This is a genomic window from Sphingobium sp., from assembly GCF_049304695.1.
Lineage (GTDB): Bacteria > Pseudomonadota > Alphaproteobacteria > Sphingomonadales > Sphingomonadaceae > Sphingobium.
Window position 1 is genome coordinate 37,468 of sequence record NZ_JBAQOK010000061.1, and the last position, 17,393, is coordinate 54,860.

General features: G+C 63.8%; 13 protein-coding genes. 3 read left to right on the forward strand and 10 right to left on the reverse strand.

The window, feature by feature from the left end:
- From WA070_RS09990 to WA070_RS10015, 6 genes are all read right to left on the reverse strand, one after another.
- Positions 1–909, reverse strand: coding sequence for an efflux RND transporter periplasmic adaptor subunit (locus WA070_RS09990; RefSeq protein ID WP_422633825.1), 909 nt, complete (start codon positions 907–909; stop codon positions 1–3).
- On the reverse strand, positions 906–1,121 hold the full coding sequence (locus WA070_RS09995; RefSeq protein ID WP_422633826.1) for a DUF1656 domain-containing protein: 216 nt from the start codon (positions 1,119–1,121) through the stop codon (positions 906–908). The genes WA070_RS09990 and WA070_RS09995 overlap by 4 nt, the downstream gene beginning before the upstream one ends.
- A complete protein-coding gene (locus tag WA070_RS10000; protein ID WP_422633827.1) occupies positions 1,118–3,184 on the reverse strand; it encodes an FUSC family protein in 2,067 nt (688 codons plus the stop codon). Before WA070_RS10000 ends, WA070_RS09995 begins: the two co-directional genes overlap by 4 nt.
- A gap of 10 nt (positions 3,185–3,194) precedes the next feature.
- Entirely contained in the window at positions 3,195–3,641 is a 447-nt protein-coding gene (locus WA070_RS10005) for a MarR family winged helix-turn-helix transcriptional regulator (RefSeq protein ID WP_422633828.1), read from the reverse strand.
- A 98-nt stretch (positions 3,642–3,739) separates the two neighbouring features.
- Complete coding sequence (locus WA070_RS10010) at positions 3,740–4,042, reverse strand: hypothetical protein (RefSeq protein WP_422633829.1); 303 nt, start codon at positions 4,040–4,042, stop codon at positions 3,740–3,742.
- Positions 4,043–4,066: 24 nt separating this feature from the next.
- Positions 4,067–6,934 (reverse strand): M16 family metallopeptidase, encoded by a 2,868-nt coding sequence (locus WA070_RS10015; protein ID WP_422633830.1) that lies wholly within the window; start codon positions 6,932–6,934, stop codon positions 4,067–4,069.
- Between the two features lie 212 nt (positions 6,935–7,146).
- Between WA070_RS10015 and clpB the strand changes: the two genes are divergently transcribed.
- Complete coding sequence (clpB, locus tag WA070_RS10020; protein ID WP_422633831.1) at positions 7,147–9,726, forward strand: ATP-dependent chaperone ClpB; 2,580 nt, start codon at positions 7,147–7,149, stop codon at positions 9,724–9,726.
- 50 nt (positions 9,727–9,776) lie between these two features.
- On the opposite strand, the gene WA070_RS10025 is transcribed toward clpB, so the two are convergent.
- Positions 9,777–10,034: a hypothetical protein gene (locus WA070_RS10025; protein WP_422633832.1), complete on the reverse strand. Its 258-nt coding sequence runs from the start codon at positions 10,032–10,034 to the stop codon at positions 9,777–9,779.
- 65 nt (positions 10,035–10,099) lie between these two features.
- The gene (locus WA070_RS10030) at positions 10,100–11,380 is read right to left on the reverse strand and encodes an aspartyl/asparaginyl beta-hydroxylase domain-containing protein (protein WP_422633833.1); all 1,281 of its coding nucleotides are present in this window, start codon (positions 11,378–11,380) and stop codon (positions 10,100–10,102) included.
- A gap of 117 nt (positions 11,381–11,497) precedes the next feature.
- Between WA070_RS10030 and WA070_RS10035 the strand changes: the two genes are divergently transcribed.
- A complete protein-coding gene (locus WA070_RS10035; RefSeq protein WP_422633834.1) occupies positions 11,498–12,532 on the forward strand; it encodes a hypothetical protein in 1,035 nt (344 codons plus the stop codon).
- A gap of 97 nt (positions 12,533–12,629) precedes the next feature.
- On the opposite strand, the gene WA070_RS10040 is transcribed toward WA070_RS10035, so the two are convergent.
- Positions 12,630–15,647: a TonB-dependent receptor domain-containing protein gene (locus tag WA070_RS10040; RefSeq protein ID WP_422633835.1), complete on the reverse strand. Its 3,018-nt coding sequence runs from the start codon at positions 15,645–15,647 to the stop codon at positions 12,630–12,632.
- 391 nt (positions 15,648–16,038) lie between these two features.
- On the opposite strand from WA070_RS10040, the gene WA070_RS10045 reads away from it, so the two are divergent.
- On the forward strand, positions 16,039–16,587 hold the full coding sequence (locus WA070_RS10045; RefSeq protein ID WP_422633836.1) for a hypothetical protein: 549 nt from the start codon (positions 16,039–16,041) through the stop codon (positions 16,585–16,587).
- Here the strand turns inward: WA070_RS10045 and WA070_RS10050 are convergent, their stop codons facing one another.
- Positions 16,588–17,388: a M23 family metallopeptidase gene (locus WA070_RS10050; protein WP_422633898.1), complete on the reverse strand. Its 801-nt coding sequence runs from the start codon at positions 17,386–17,388 to the stop codon at positions 16,588–16,590. It lies immediately after the preceding gene.
- Positions 17,389–17,393 lie beyond the last annotated feature (5 nt).

Sequence of the window (17,393 nt, forward strand, 5' to 3'; positions counted from 1 at the left end):
TCACCCATGACGGCACGCCCCCGGCTTCCCATCCTTGCCCTGCGCCATCGGCTGCACCGTCACCGTCGCCGTCCGCCCGGAAATCAGCCGCACGCCCGCAGGTGGCCGGTCCAGCTTCACCCGCACCGGAATCCGCTGCGCCAGCCGCACCCAGGAAAAGGTCGGCTCGACCGAGGGCAGCAAATTGCCCGCATTGCTGCGACTGTCGTCGTTGATGCCATAGGCGATGCTATCAACATGGCCGCGCAGATCCTGCGCCTCTCCCATCAACCGTACCGTCACCGGCGCACCGATGCAGATGAGGCCCAGCTTGGTTTCCTCGAAATAGCCCTCCACCCGCAGCGAATCGCCGTCGATCAGGGCCAGTGCCTGCGTCCCCGCCCCGACATAGTCGCCCGGATGCAGGTCCAGATTGGTGACGACGCCATTGACTGATGCCAGCACGCGTGTGCGTTTGAGGTTCAGCGCCGCGCCCTCGCGCGCGCTCATCGCTTCGGTCAACGCGGCCTGCGCCGTCTCCACCTTGGCGACATTCTGCTCATGACTTTCCGCTGCGACCAGATCGCCCAGCGCCAGATCGCGCCGCGCTTCCCGCCGGGCCTGCGCCAATACCGCCTGCGCGCTGGCGATCTGCGACTGCGCCTGTTCCAGCGCCAGCGCATAGCGCGGCGTGTCGATCACGAACAGCAGATCGCCTGCCTTCACTCGCTGGTTGTCGCGCACCGCCACGGAGGTCACCAGACCGCTGATGTCGGGCGTCACCCGCACGACATCAGCGCGCACCCGCCCGTCGCGGGTCCACGGACTGCCCTGATAATGGCGCCACATCCAGATCGCGACCAGCGCAGCGGCGATGACGATGATGATGGTGGCGGCGCTGCGGGTCAGCGTGGGGATCAGGCGGTTCATAGGCGGATTCCAAGGGTGGGAAAGACCAGCGCCAGCGCGCCGAGGATGAGGATGAAGAGGCTAAGGTCCACCGCCGCGCGATAGGCGAGGAAGCGATAGAGGCCGAGCGCGGCGATCAACCGGGTCGCCACCCAGCTTAGGATCAATGCAGCCAGCGCCAGCAGCAGGAAAGTGGGCAGATAGATGCCGCCCAGCGCGATTTCCCCCGTCATGCCATCCCCCTGCGATAGCCATCGGCGTGCGGAAACAGATTCCGGCGCAGGCTGACCAGCGCCAATATCCCCTCCCGCCGCACGGGCGGGCGCGGATTGGCGGACAGGTCGCCGATCGCCGCGTCGATGTCGCGCAACAGCGCCGGTTCCGCTGGGGCGGGAGCATCGGGGTCCAGCCGTCGATAATAATGGCCGACCCCGCCCAGCACCGCGCCAAGCGGCGCGGCATCCTGCGGCGGCAGGTCCAGGCGCAACTGCCGCAACTCGCCGATCGCGACGCCCGTGCGCAGGTCGCGCAGCGCATCATAAAGCGGCGTGCCACTGTCTCCCCCCGTCGCCGCCAGCCGTGGCGCAAGCAAAGCGACCCGATCGAGCATGCGGTTGATCCACCCGCGCACATCGGGTGGGCTGGTCAACGTCGCGCGGTTGGCGATGTCGGTCCACCCCGCGCGGATGGTGCGGCGGATCGCCCGCTCCACCCCCGCCGACTGCAACAGCCCGGCCATGATGATCGCGTACCAGATGCCCACGATCTGCGCGATCGCGCCATTGGCGTAGCTGGCGAAGGCGTTGATATAATGATCCGACAGCAGCACCGGACTACCCAGCCCCAGCAATGTGGGCAGCGCGATCCCGGCCCAGCGTGGCGAGGCCATCAACGCACCCAATGTCAGCAGCGGCGGCGCATAGGCCAGCGCCAGCATCCCAAACCCGTCCAGTCGGGGCATGATGGCATAGCCGTAAAGCGCACCCAATGCCGACGCGACGATGGTGCCGATCATGAAGCCCTTGAGTGGCGCCAGCGGATTATCGACCGCCGCGAACAGTGCCAGAAACACGCCCGCCAGCATGACAGCTGTGCCGCCATCCTTCCACCCGCTGCCGATCCACAGAGCGCAACCCAGCGCAACGGTAATGAACGTCGCCAATGCGCTACGCGCCGCGCCCGCGACATCGCGATGCAATTCCCGGTTGCGCCGCCCGTCGAGCAGTTCGGCGACATGCGGCGTGACGGCGGATCGGCGATGCGTCACCATCTGGTCATACAGGTCGCGGCTGTCGCGATGCACCGCGATCAGCGTGGCGAGCCGGGCATAGAGGCTGAGCCGCATCATGTCGGCCCACGCCATCCCCTCCCACGCCTCCGGCTCCAGCGCGGCGCAGCGGTCGATCAGCGTCTGCGCCCGGTGCGCGCGGGTGGCGCTGTCGACGACAGGCGAGTCCAGCCAGGCCCGCACATCGGCGATCAACGCCTCCACCGACAGCGGCACGACGCCATCATGCGCTGCCGTCAATTGATCCAGCCGATCCTCCACCGCCGCGCCCAGCGGCAGCAGCAGGGACAATTGGTCCTGCAAAGCGCGCACCGTCCGCACGCGCGGCGCCAGACGGCTGATGTCGAAGGGCAGGTGGATCGACATCTGGTGCAATTCGGTAATGTCCTGCGCCAGCCGTCGGCGTTCGGCATCCAGCCCCACAACCGTCTCCGTCGCGATGGCATCGCGTGACCAGCGTTCCGCATCGCGCAGGATCGCCTCCACTCGGCGCAGCAACGCGCCGCTGATCGAACCGGGCAGGACAAGACCGTGGATCAGGCTGCCACAGGCGATGCCGATCAGGATTTCCTGCACGCGCAGTGACGCCACGGTGAAGATCGTCTGCGGCGCATCGACATCGGGGAAAACGATCAGGCAGGCGGTGTAGCCTGCCAGCACAAACATATAGGATCGCGGCGTCCGGTCCATCAGCGACACGAACACACACAGCGCCAGCCAGGCCGCCATCGCCAGTGACAACAACATGGGCGTGTTGACCAGCGGCGGCACGATGGCGACCGCGAACATCGCCCCCACGATCGACCCGATGGCGCGAAACACCGCCTTGGAAATGACCGCACCTGCCAGCGGCTGCGCAACGATGTAGCTGGTCAGGAACGCCCAGTAAGGCCGCTCCAGCCCGATACTGAGCGCCACATAAAGCGCCAGCATAGCTGCCATATAAGCCTTGATGGAAAAGAGCGCTGCGGGAACGCCCAGCCGCTCCTTCCAACCTGACGCGCTCATGGCCGGGCGCTCATGCCGCGTTACGCCGTTCTGCAATGCGACGGCCCAGCAGGTGGAGCAGGTTGACCGTAATCTCGATCGCTGCCTCCGGCACACCGTCCAGCAATTCCACGCGCAACGCGTCCAGTTCCGCCTCGATCCGCCCCACCAGCAATTGGCCTTCGGGCGTCAGGGCGATGCTGTTGGATCGTTTGTCATCGGGATGCGGCGTGCGCGCCACCAAGCCAGCCGCCTGCAACTGGTCCAGCGTCCGCACCAGTGAAGGCTGGCTGATGTCGAGCGAGTCCGCCAGATCTGCCTGACGCAGGTCCGGGCCGAGCCGGTCGAGATGGATCAGGCACCATCCCGCACTGTTGGATACGCCGAACTGCGCCAGCGCGGCATCGGCCAATTGGCGCCATCCGCGCGCGACAGGGGCTATGTGATGCGCGAGTGCGCGCTTGGTATCCGTCAACATTTTGCTTAGATAGCTAACTAATGCCGATTTTCAATGGGCACGACATCGTCAGTCTATCGCGGTCCGGGTCGGTCGCCCGAACCGCGAAGTCCAGCGGTTCAGGCCCGCCGCGTGCCGGAAAAGGCCGACGCGCCGAACGCGCCCAGCTGCATCGTGCCGGTCACGCTATCGCCCGCCACCTGCGCATCGCATTCCAGCGTCATTGGCATCGGCATGGTCATTTCCATCTTCCAGGTCAGCCGGTCGCCATCGACTTTGCCATCCACGACGTCTAGCGACCCCATCATGCCCGCAAAGGTGCCGTTGAAGCGATCACCGCTGCTAACGACGGTAAACACGCCCTTCTGATCGCCCATCGGGGTCTTGGCCACGCAATCATAAGCGCCATCGACTTGTGCCATCTGCAATACTCCTGTTCGTTGCCGTCAATCGGCCAGTGTGCCCATTTCCACTGGCAGGCCGACCTCGTCAAGTTGTGGCCGCACCAGCTTCGCGTCGCCCACCACGACCCAGATCAGGCCATCGGCGTTGATCGCCTCCCGCGCGGCCTTGTCGAAATCGGCGGGGGTCATCGCCCGATAGATTTTGGGCAGCGTTTCGTAAAAATCATCGGCCCGCCCGATCAGGTCGTTGCGCATCATTGCAGACAACAGGTCCGACGATGTTTCGAAACTGCCGGGCAGCGACAGGATCTGGCTGTTGATCGTCTGGTTGCGCTCCGCAGGCGTCGTCCCCTTGGTCGTCAGATAATCAGTGATGTCCTTGCGCGCCGCGATGATGGACTCGCCGGTCTTGTCGGTCTGCACCGGGGCATAGACCAACAATGGGATCGTATCCTTCACGCCCGGCAGCGCCGTTCCCGCGCCATAGGCCCACCCCTTGGTTTCGCGCAGGTCCATGGTCAGGCGCGACGTGGTGCTGCCGCCCAGCACTTCGTTGGCGCTTTGCAGCGTGACGGGATTGTCCATTCCCTTCTTTGCCGTCAGCACGCCCGCCAGAATCATCGATTGCGGGCTCTGCGGCTTGTCGATCAATATGATCCGCGCCGGGCGGGCCATACGATCCATGCGGAACGTCTTGACCCCCTTGGCCGTGGCGGGTGCTTTCCAGTCGCCGAACCGCTTTTCCAGCAGCGGCATCAGATCGGCCAGGCTGGTGTCCCCGGTTACGAATATCTTCACATTGTCGGGGCGCAGCCAGCTATTCTGGAACGTCACCAGATCGGCACGCGTCACCGCCTTCACGCCGCTTTCCGTGCCGGACCCTGTGAAGGGAATCCCATAGGGATGCGCCGACCCATAGAGCAGCGGGGGCAGCATCCGCTGCGCAATAGCCATCGGCTGCGTCTTTTCCGCCGCGATCCGCGTCAGCATCTGCCCGCGCAGCCGCTCGACATCGGCAGGCGCAAAGGCGGGGTTGCGGATCACGTCGGCCAGCAGACCCAGCGACGCATCAAGATTGGGCTTCAACGCGAACAGGCCGACCGATGTGCGATCCATGCCGTTGGCTGCGCTGACTGAAGCGCCCAACCGTTCCTGTTCCTGCGCGATTTGCAACGAAGTCCGGTTCTTCGTCCCTTCGTCCAGCAGCGCGGTAGTCAGCGCCGCTGTCCCCAGCTTCGCCTTGTCATCCGCTGCATTGCCCGCGTCGAACGCCACGGACACCCGCACTGTCGGCACCGTCGCCCGACGCGCGAACGATACCGGGATACCGTTTTTCAGGGTCGCATGTTCGACCGTGGGAAAATCGAGGTCGGCGACTGGCTCGATCGGTGGTTCGGCGATCCTGGCGGGCGCTGGCGGCGTCGCTGCCACCGGGGCAGGCGCAGCGGGATCGCGAAAATAGGCGGGCCTCATCGTTGCATTACCCGCCAGCGCATTGTCCGCCGCCGATCGTTCGCCCGGTGACACGGTCAGGCGGAATACCGGACGGCCCAGCCATTTCTGCGCCGCCGCCTTCACCTGCGCAGGCGTAGCGGCAGCATAGGTGGCCAAATCCTTGCTATATTTTTCCGGATCGTTGGAATAGACTGCGCCCTCGGCCAGCGTCACCGCCTTGCCCGAAAAACCGCCGACCTGCTCCAGGCCTGAGATCGTCCCCGCAACCTCCTGCGTCGCGGCGCGCTGCACCTCGTCGGCGCTTGGTCCCTTGGCCAGATAATCGGCCAGCAGCGCGTCCAGCCGCTTGCCCACCGCAACCGCATCGACGCCCGGCTTTACGTCCACCGTGATTTCGGCAATGCTCAGTTTCTCGAACGGCTGGATGCTCGCCTTCACCCCGACCGCAACTTTCTCTTCGCGCACCAGCGTGGTGTAAAGGCGCGAGGAGCCAAGCCCCCCGAACACAGACAGCGCGATATCCAGCGCGGGCAGGTCCGCCCCGTTAACGCCCGGCACGATCCAGTTGCGATACAGGCGCGTGGCGGCGACATTGTCCTGCATCGCCTTGTCCACGTCCTTCCCCAACGTCGGCACTGTCGCATCGACATCCTTGGGCGCGGGACCAGCGGCGATATTGCCGAACCAGCGCTCGACCTTTTTCTTGGCGGTCGGCACGTCGATGTCACCGGCCAGCACCAGCACGGCATTGTTCGGGCCATAATGCGTCTTGAACCAGTTCTGCACGTCGCTCAGGCTGGCGGCATTCAGGTCGGCCATAGATCCGATGGTCGAATGGCGATAGGGATGGCCGGCTGGCAACATCGCGTCGAGCTGCGCATATTCGACCAGACCATAAGGCTCGTTTTCGCCCATCCGCTTTTCATTCTGCACGACGCTGCGCTGCGCATCCAGCTTGGCCTGCGTCACCGCGCCCAGCAGATGGCCCATCCGGTCGGATTCCAGAAACAGCGCCCGATCCAGCGCGCCGGTCGGCACCGTTTCGAAATAATTGGTGCGGTCGAACCATGTCGTCCCGTTCCAGTCGGTCGCGCCGATATCCTCCAGCCGCCCGAAGAAGGGACCATCGGCATTTTCCGAACCATAGAACATCAGATGTTCGAACAGATGCGCAAAGCCGGTCTTGCCCGCCGGTTCGAAGCGCGATCCGACATGATACCAGACCGACACGGCCACCACCGGCGCCTTGCGATCGGTATGAACGATGACGCGCAGGCCGTTTTTCAGCGTGAACTCCGCATAGGGAATGTCGACCGCCGCCACCAGGCTGGACAGGGGCGCGGGCGCTGCCGTGGCAGTAGCGCCCTGGGCCAGCGCCTGCGTCACGGGGGCAAGTGCCAGAACGGAAAGACCGATCGACAGGGGCAGGCAACGCGACAGGGAAGAAAGAGTCATTATGGGCCTCAAGGCAGGAGCGACGGACCGTGCGACCTGATGGGAAGGCGGGCCGCCATGGCGCGCAGCATAGCGGGGCATGGGGGCCGCGCAATATGCATCGTTCCGGAGTAGGATGGTTGGCGACATGAAAAGGGAAAAGGTTTCGCCGCCCCCTTGTGTTGCCAATTGGCAACACTACATCGAGACCAGTCTTATCCAAGGGCAATCCTATGAACCTAGAAAAATTCACCGACCGCGCCAAAGGCTTCCTGCAATCGGCGCAAACCGTCGCGATCCGCATGAGCCATCAGCGGATCAGCCCGGAACATCTGCTAAAAGCGCTGCTGGAGGATGAGCAGGGCATGGCGTCGGGCCTGATCAAGGCGGCGGGCGGCGATGCGCCAACCGCGCTACGCGAAACGGACGCCGCGCTGGCCAAGGTGCCATCGGTATCGGGCAGCGGCGCTCAGCAGACGCCGGGGCTGGATAATGACATCGTGCGCGTCCTCGACAGCGCGGAACAGGTCGCGGCCAAATCGGGCGACAGTTTCGTCACTGTCGAACGGCTGCTGCTCGCGCTGACGCTGGCGACCACGACGACGGCGGGCAAGGCGCTGGCCGCAGCGGGCGTGAAGGCGGACGCGCTGAACGGCGCGATCAACAGCCTGCGTCAGGGCCGCACCGCCGACACGGCAGGCGCGGAGGACCGCTATGACGCGCTGAAAAAATTCGCCCGCGACCTGACGCAGGCGGCACGCGACGGCAAGCTGGACCCGGTGATCGGTCGGGACGAGGAAATCCGCCGCACCATTCAGATTCTGGCGCGCCGGACCAAGAACAACCCCGTGCTGATCGGCGACCCCGGCGTCGGCAAGACCGCGATTGCGGAAGGGCTGGCACTGCGCATCGCCAATGGCGACGTGCCGGATACGCTCAAAGACCGTACGCTGATGGCGCTCGACATGGGGTCGCTGATAGCTGGCGCAAAATATCGCGGCGAGTTTGAGGAACGGCTCAAAGGCGTGCTGGACGAAGTGAAAGCCGCCGAGGGTCACGTCGTGCTGTTCATCGATGAAATGCACACGCTGATCGGCGCTGGCAAATCCGAAGGCGCGATGGACGCAGGCAATCTGCTCAAGCCTGCCCTGGCGCGCGGCGAACTCCATTGCATCGGCGCGACGACGCTGGACGAATATCGCAAATATGTCGAAAAAGACCCCGCGCTCCAGCGGCGGTTCCAGCCGGTGTTCGTCAGCGAACCCACGGTGGAGGACACCATCTCCATTCTGCGCGGGCTGAAGGAAAAATACGAACTGCACCATGGCGTGCGGATCACCGACGGCGCGATCGTGTCCGCCGCGACGCTGTCCAACCGCTACATCACCGACCGTTTCCTGCCGGACAAGGCCATCGACCTGATGGACGAAGCCGCCTCTCGCCTGCGCATGGAGGTGGAGTCCAAACCCGAAGAGATCGAGAATCTCGACCGGCGCATCATCCAGCTCAAGATCGAGCGGGAAGCGCTGAAGAAGGAAAGCGACCAGCCGTCGAAGGACCGTCTCGCGACGCTGGAGGCAGATCTTGCGGGTCTGGAGGAGCAATCCGCCGCCCTCACCCAACGCTGGCAGGCGGAAAAGGACAAGATCGCAGGCGAAGCGAAGATCAAGGAGCAGCTGGACGCCGCCCGGCTTGAACTGGAGCAGGCGCAGCGCGCGGGCGATCTCGCGAAGATGAGCGAGCTGTCCTACGGCTCCATCCCCGCACTCGAAAAGCGGCTCGCCGAAGCGGAAACCGCATCGGAAGGCGCGATGCTGCGGGAAGAAGTGACGGCGGAGGATATCGCCGGCGTCGTCGCCCGCTGGACCGGGATTCCGGTCGAACGCATGCTGACTGGCGAGCGCGAAAAGCTGCTGGCGATGGAAGAGACGCTGGGCAAACGCGTCATCGGGCAGGCCCATGCCGTCCACGCCGTGTCCACTGCGGTGCGCCGCGCACGCGCGGGATTGCAGGACCCCAACCGGCCGCTGGGTAGCTTCCTCTTCCTCGGCCCCACGGGCGTGGGCAAGACCGAACTGACCAAGGCACTGGCTGGCTTCCTGTTCGACGATGAAAGCGCGATGGTGCGCATCGACATGAGCGAATTCATGGAAAAGCACAGCGTTGCCCGTCTGATCGGCGCGCCTCCGGGCTATGTCGGCTATGAAGAAGGTGGCGTGCTGACCGAAGCCGTGCGCCGCCGTCCCTATCAGGTCGTTCTGTTCGACGAGGTGGAGAAGGCGCATGGCGACGTGTTCAACATCCTGTTGCAAGTGCTGGACGACGGACGCCTGACCGATGGTCAGGGGCGGACGGTCGATTTCACCAACACGATCATCGTGCTGACGTCGAACCTGGGCAGCCAATATATCGCATCGCTGGGTGATGACGAGCCGGTCGAAAAGGTCGAGGATCAGGTAATGGACATCGTGCGCGGCCATTTCCGCCCCGAATTCCTCAACCGGCTGGACGAAGTGATCCTGTTCCACCGCCTGGGCGCGAGTCATATGGCCCCGATCGTGGATATTCAGGTCGCGCGGGTTCAGAAGCTGCTCAAGGATCGCAAGATCACACTCGACCTGTCCGATGGCGCACGGGCGTGGCTGGGCCGGGTCGGCTATGATCCGGTCTATGGCGCCCGACCCCTGAAGCGGGCGGTGCAGCGCTATCTGCAAGACCCGCTCGCGGACCTGATCCTGCGCGGTCAGGTGCCGGATGGATCGAGCGTGACCGTCGGTGATGGCGACGGCGCGCTGACGCTGGACGTGCGCTGATTAAAGGACTGCTCGTTCCCCCTGCGAAGGGGTAACGAGCAGGACCGCCTTCAACCGCTGGGGTTCATGCCCGCACGGCTGCGGCTGATCAGGTCGTCCGCGTCCCGGTTCTGCTGCTCGCTGACCTTGCGCCATTCGGCGTTGGTGCGGCAGACGCGCTCCTTCTTCACCAGCGATCCGGTGATCAGGAATTTGCGGCAGCGCGTGGCGTTGGGATCATTCTTGTCCAGCGGTGGCTTTTCCTGCGCCAGCGCGGGCAACGCGACGAGGATGAGGCTGGATGCCCAAAGCGCCTTGATGACCTGCATTATGATTCTCCCAGAAAAGCCAGCGGCGCTCCTTGCGCGACATGCGCGGGCGTCCTTGCCGTCGATCAGATGCGCGGCAGGACGGATATCGTCTTGCTCGCATCGGCCGTGGCATAGAATTGCTTCAATAGCTGTTGTTCCGCAAGAGACAAATGCGGGTTCCACACGTCGAAAATCAGCACCACCCGCAAATGATCGCTCTCGTTCCACGCTTCATGTTCGATCGTATCGTCAAAGGCGAACGCGCGCCCTTCTTCCCAGACGCGGGTTTCGCCGCCGACACGGAAGCTGCAACCGGGCGGCACGATCAGCGGCAAGTGAATGATCGTCCGGCTGTTGGTGACACCCGTATGCGCGGGGATATGGCTGTGCGATTTGAGCAGCGAAAAGAAGGCCGACGGCGCGCGACCGGGAATGTCGGCGCGCGGCAGCGCTTCGAGCGCAGCGACCGTTTGCGGACAGGCGGCGCAGATCGCTTCGTTGCGCACGCCATATTCCCATAGAAACACCGCGCCCCAGTCGAGCGAGCCATCGAGCGCAGTCCACTTATTCTGCGGCGTTCCCGCATCTTGCCTGACATAAGGGCGCACAGCCCCGCCGTCCCGCTCCACTAATGCTAAAAATTCGGCACGGATCGCGTCGGCCTTCGCCTCCAGTTCCGCCATCCAGGGAAAATGGTCACGATCGAAATATTCGTCTGCGGGCAGAAAAGGGTAATGCAGGCCAGAGCAGTGATTGTGGTAGATGGTTCGCCGCCCGAACTCCCGGTCGAGGCAGGCATTGAAGCGCCGCTGCGACAAGGGGTCGGCTTGCGCCAGCGTCGGCGCGACACCCGCTTCGATAAAGCCAGCGAACCGCGCCTGATGATCGGCGACGAAAGCGCGCGCCTCTGCCAGCGTGTCGGCCAGAGCGGGCGGCATATCAGGCAGCGCTGCGGCTAGCGCCAGCGCCTTGATCCAGCTGTCGCTTGCCCCCTGCCGCTCGTCCAGTCGCTGTTGCAACTGGGCCATGCGGATCTGCGCCATCAGGTTGCGCTGGTCGATGGCGAGCGCGCGGTCCAGCGCCAGCCTTTCGCCCGCCGCATCGGACAGTCCACGCTGCGCGGAAGCGACATTCATCCACAGCGCCGCCTCCCCCGGATCGGCCTGCGCCGCGGCCAGGAAATGGTTGCGCGCGGTCGCAAAGTCGCTTTGGTCCAGCGCGATCATGCCTGCCAGATTGCGCGCCTGCGGCATGTCCGGCGCGCGAGCCAACGCTCCCGCCACCGCCCGTTGCGCATCGGCGACCCGCCCCTGCCGCCGTGCCTCGCCCGCCTGTTGCAACAACCGCTCTACGCTCGCGTCCATCCAAAAACCCCTTCTGCCCGCTCATCGCTATCACAAGTCATGATGCTGGCAAGGGGCAGGGCAGCGATATCGGACCTATCTTGTGCGACGCATGCGCCCATGCCAAGGCTGCTGGCCATGAGCGCCGATTTCCCGCCCGTGCCCGACGTCATGGCCAGCGCCCAATGGCTGGCGCACCGTTATGATCCGGGGCACGACGCCTTTCACATGCTGTATGTGCCTCGCCCACGCCATGCCCAGGTGCCGTTCCTGACGGACATGCATCTGACCGGTGCCGGGGATCCCGTCGTCGTAGGGCGCAAAGACGCGATGGCCATCGCGACGCCCCCCGCGCCGATACATTTCCTGTTTCACTCCGCCTATTGCTGCTCTACCCTGCTGGCCGCCGCGTTCGACATTCCGGGCTTCGCGATGGGCCTTAAAGAACCGGTGTTACTCAACGACCTGGTCGGATGGCGCCATCGCGGGGCCAAGGGGCCGGAGGTCGCACGCGTGCTCGACGAAAGCTTGCGCCTGCTGGCGCGTCCCTTCGCGCCAGGCGAAGCGGTGGTCGTGAAGCCCTCCAACCTCATCAACCCGCTGATCCCCGCCATCATGGGATTGCGACCCGATGCGCGCGCCCTGCTGCTCCATGCCCCTCTCGACGCCTACCTCGCCTCGATCGCGCGCAAGGGGCTGGCCGGACGATTGTGGGTACGTGACCTGTTTGGCAAGCTGATGAAGGAAGGGATGCTGGGCCAACTGGGCATCGCGCCCGCAGACTATCTGGGCCTGACTGACATACAGATCGCCGCTGCCGGATGGCTGGCGCAGCAGCAGCAGTTTGGGATGCTGTGCGACCGGCTGGGGCCGCGTGTCGCGACGCTCGACAGCGACATGCTGATCGCGCGGCCAGAGGATAGTCTTGCGGCATTATGTGCGCTGTTCGGACTGCCATTGGACCGAGCGACGACCGACGCCATTGCGCAGGGACCGATCTTTGCCCGCGACGCCAAGACCGGCGGGTCGTTCGGCGAAGGCCAGCGCGCGCAGGACGCACAGCGGGGGCTGGAGCAGCATGCCGACGAAGTTGAGAAGGTCGCCCACTGGGCGCGCGTAGTAGCCGACAATGCGGGCATCGCGCTAACGCTGCCAAGGCCGCTGCTGGACTGAACCTCCGCTTGCCGAGCGCCTTCCTACTATGACGCTCACAAGAAAAGGGGCCGGTGTCACCACCGGCCCCTTTCTTTTCATGCCTGATCGATCAGGATCAGAAGCGCAGCTTGGCAGCGATCGTGTAACGACGGCCCAGCGTGTCGTAGGTCGATGGATAGACGTTGCCACTGTTGTAGCTGGTCGAACCGATCGAGTTGCCGACGACCTTAGGCTGGTTGTCCAGCAGGTTCTGCACGGTCATGGTGATCGTCACCTCGTCCGAAGCATGGAAACGACTGGTGAGGTCGAAATAATGCTCGGCCGGGATGGAGTTGAAGTCCACCTGCTTGCCGTTCAGCGTACCGACGAAGGCGTCACCGTCTTCATACTTCACGCCGTCGATGTAGCGCCACAGCAGCGACACGTCGAACGACTTGAAGCTGAAGGTGTTGCGCACCGACCAGGAGAATTCCGGCTGGATCGACGCACAGTTGACCGAATAGAGGCCAACGCATTCGCGGTTGATCGAGGTCGGAGTCGCCTGGAACGTCGAGCTGTTCGTCCAGTTGCCGGTGGCATTGAGCGCCCAGTTGGTGAAGCCCAGGTCCTTGTTGTAGTTCAGCGAAACGTCGATGCCGTCCGTTGCCAGCTTGCCGAGGTTCGACAAAGGCTGGAACAGGCCGGGTGCGACGGCGGCTTCACCGAACAGCGTGCCGGTGGCCGGATCGCGACGGATAACCGTACAGGCCGGGTCGGTAGCGCTGGCCGCAGTGACGTTGCCAAAGCAGGCGTCGACGACGTCATCAGGCGTCGGGCTGGTGATGGCACCCGTGATCTTGATGTTGTAATAATCGACCGTCAGGCTGAGGCCCGGAGCCGGCTGAATTACCGCACCAATGGTGTAACTGTTCGACTTTTCAGGACCAACGTTCAGGTTGCCACCGCCGGTGGTGTTCACCTGGCCAGCCGGATCGTTGATGATCGAACCGATCAGCGACGCAGGTGCGCCCTGAGCGATACAGACCGCACGCAGATTGGCATTCTGAACCGGCGCCGAACCGGCGCAGGGATCCTGGTCCAGGTTGGTCAGCGTCGTGTTCAGCGGCGCAAACAGTTCGGCGATGTTCGGAGCACGAACAGCGCGCGAATAGTTACCGCGGACCTTGATGCCTTCAACCGGGGTCCAGCTACCGCCAGCCTTCCAGGTGGTGGTGTTGTAACCCGATGCACCTGCCGCATCGATCTTGTAGTCCGAATAACGGATGCCGGCTTCGAGCGTCAGATCCTGGAAGAATGGCTTGTCCTGCACCAGCGGCAGGATCAGTTCGCCAAAGGCTTCATAGACTTCATAGCCACCGTCAATGTTCGGAGCCGCACCGCCAGCACCGCCCAGATCGCCCGACTGCGACAGCAGATCGGATTCTTGGCTGGCGCCGTATTTGCGATATTCGCCACCGATCGCGAAAGCGACCTGATCGCTTGCCCATGGAGCCGCAAAGCCTGCGTCGCCGCTGATCGTCGCCTTGGCCTGCGCCAGAGTCGTCTTGGTGATGATCTGGCTGTTGGCGGTCAGGTAAGCATTCTGGTCAGCCGTGATCGAACCATCAGGGCCGAAGACGTTGAGCGGAACGCAGCCGTTGGTGTCGGTGATGCAGGTCGTGGTGTTGGTCGCGAGCAGCGCCTGACGCACGCGCGAGTTCAACCAGTAGCCCTGCTGCGTCTGGACGTTTTCCGATTCGCCATAAGCACCCGACACATCCCAGTCGATCGAGTCGGTGATACCCCCACGGGCGCCGATCCGATAGTCGAAGAAGGTGGTGGTGAAATCGGAAACGCGCGGACCCAGTTCGGTCGCACGGCGCGACAGCGTGGTCGTGACAGTGCGATAGTTGGGGTTGGCAGTGCCATCGGCCAGCGTCGGCTGTGCGGTCGCGGCAGCAGCACATTGTGCAGGCGTGAAGCGTGCCGTGTAGCCAACACCGGGGTTGGTGTCGAACGCGCAGAATGCGTTACGCTGCGCAGCCGACAAATAGGGGTTGCTGAGCGGAATGGCGACCGAGATGCCGAACGTGCCCGACGGCGCAATGATCGTGCTGACGGTGTTCTTGGAAAATACGCCGCGTGTATAGACTTCCACGGCGTCGCTGACTTCGTAACGGCCCGCACCGTACATGTTGAAGCGCTCGAACGGCGTCTGGAAAATGTTGAAGGGGTTGAAGTTATAGGCGTCGAAAGCCGAAGTGCCACGGAAAGCGCCACCGGCAGCAGTTACCTGGCGGTTCCCCTGAACAGTGTTGCACGCAACCTGACCGGCTGCACCGCAACCTGTGGTGATCGAATCAGCACCGGTGGTGTTCACGTTGGTGAAGCGCGAAGGCGTCGACGTGCCCGAACCGCCGCCCAGGCCGGTGAACGAATCGATCGCCGAAACCGAATAGGGGCGATCACCCTGATAGACCGGATCGGACTGCTGATAACCGACCGAGAAGGTTACATTGCCGCGACCGTCGTCGAAATTGGCGCCCAACGTGAGATCGGCGCGAACATAATGGCCATCACCTTGTTCGGTGATCTGGTTGGCCAGGTTGGCTTCCAGGCCCGAGAAGTCGGACTTGGTGATGAAGTTGACCACACCGGAAATGGCATCCGCGCCATAAGTGGTCGATGCACCACCGGTCAGCACTTCGACGCGCTCCAGCAGTGCGAGCGGAATGTTGTTAAGGTCGAAACGGCCGTTCAGTTCGGCAGGAACCAGACGGTTGCCATCGATCAGCACGACGTTGCGGTTGGAACCCAGGCCACGCAGGTTGACGAACGAAGCGCCGCCGTTGCCGTTATTGACCGCGGAACCGATGCTGGGAACGATGCCCGGAATTTCGCGCAGAACTTCTTCAGCGGTGTTGTTCTGCTTCAGTTCGATCTGGTCGGCGGTGGTCGCCGTAACCGGGGTCGAACGGACCAGGTTAGGGTTCTTGATCAGCGAGCCGGTGACAACGATGGTGTCGCCTGCATCCGCTTCGGCAGCCTGCGGCGCGGTGTCTTGCGCGAACGCAACGGTTGCGATCAGCGACGCACCAATAATCGCCGGTGCGGCGCTGGCACGCAGAAGTGCCCTCTTTGAAAATGTCTTCACGGTCCAGTCCCTTGCTCTGGAGTTTGGCAGATGGCCTGCCATTCAATCTCCTACGGGGGGACAAGGTGCCCGACAGCGATCCCCCCATATGGATCGGGCGAAACTGCGCGGGGCGCGGGCACCTGTAAAGCATGGGAAATCGTGTTGCACCGCTTTTGGTCAAGCCTGTATCATAAATGCAACAAGCATCGGATACAGCTGTTTTACGGCTGGATAGCAAGATAGTTTCACGCTGTTGGACGCTCATGCAGTTATGGTGCGGGCAGATGCGCAAGGCTCGATCGATTATAACGTGGAATAGCCTGACGCGCGCCTTTCCAAGGCGGTTGACGTCCCGCCTGCGGGGTGCATGGTGGCCGCTATAGAGGGTCATGGGAAGGAGACGATCAGGATGAAGAACGCGCTGACCGGGATTTTGTTGCTGCCGCTGCTGGCGATTGCGCCGCACGCGCAGGCTGCGTCACAACGGCAACAGCCGCGCCCGGAAATTTTCACCGACCTGCTGAAATGTCGCGGCATCACCGACGACGCTCAGCGCCTGACCTGTTTCGATCGGCAGGTCGGCGCGATGGAGAGCGCAGCGCAGCGCGACGAGGTGGTCGTGCTGGACAAGGGCGAGTTGAACAAGACGCGCAAGACCCTGTTCGGCTTTTCCTTCCCCAAGCTGCCCTTCCTGGGTGGTGGCGAAGATGAGGATAAGACACAGGAACAGGAAGAAGGCTTCAGCCACATCGTGGCGACCATCGCGTCGGTCCGGAACCTGGGTTACGGCAAATGGCAGATCGGGCTGGAGGACGGCGCGCAATGGGCGACGACCGAAGCGATCACAAACGGTTCGCCCAAGCCCGGCCAGTCCATCGAGATCAAGCGCGCCGCCATGGGCAGCTTCATGAGCAAGATCGAGGGCGGTCGGGCCGTGCGGATCAAGCGGATCGGCTGATCAGGGCATAGGCCCGGCCAGCAGCAGCGGATCGATTCGCGCGCCGTCCCACATCATGCCCCAATGCAGATGCGGGCCGGTCGCGCGCCCGGTCGCGCCGACCGCGCCGATGCGTTGCCCTTGTGCAACAACCTGTCCCGGCTTCACGTCGATCCGCGACAAATGCAGGAACGCGCTGTTCAGGCCATGACCATGGTCGATCATCAGCAGATTGCCCTCCAGCGAGAAGGGTTTGTCCGCCGCCAGGATCACGACGCCCGCTGCCGGAGCGACCACAGGCTCCCCGGTCGCGCCTGCCACATCGACGCCCCCATGATAGGCACCCGGCTGCCCCTGATAGACGCGCTGCGATCCAAAAAGGCCGGACAGGCGCCCGGTGCGCGGCCAGATGAACCTTTGTCGCCACCCCTGCGCATCGGTGTGCATCGCCCGCGCGGCCGCGATCGCCGCCAATTCCGGCTTGCGCAGCGCCAGAAACGCCTCCGTGCTTCTGGTCGGGCGCATCGGCGCGTCAATCCGCTCGATCCGCCAGTAGCGCGGCGCAACTATCAATGTCCGTTCGACCATATGACCGTCGGGCAACCGTGCGGTGAGGTGCGCGGACGGCCCTGCGTCGCGATCAAAGGCGATGAGGAATCGCCCGTCGGCATCGACCGGCACCTGTTGATCCCCCAGGCGCAGCGCCACCGTGCCAGTCGGCGCAAAGCCCAGCAGGACACCGCCCTGAACCATCGGCCCGGTCAGGCGAAAGTCGCTGGCCGGCTGACTGCTGACGGGAATCTGGACCTGCGCTACAGCCATCGCCG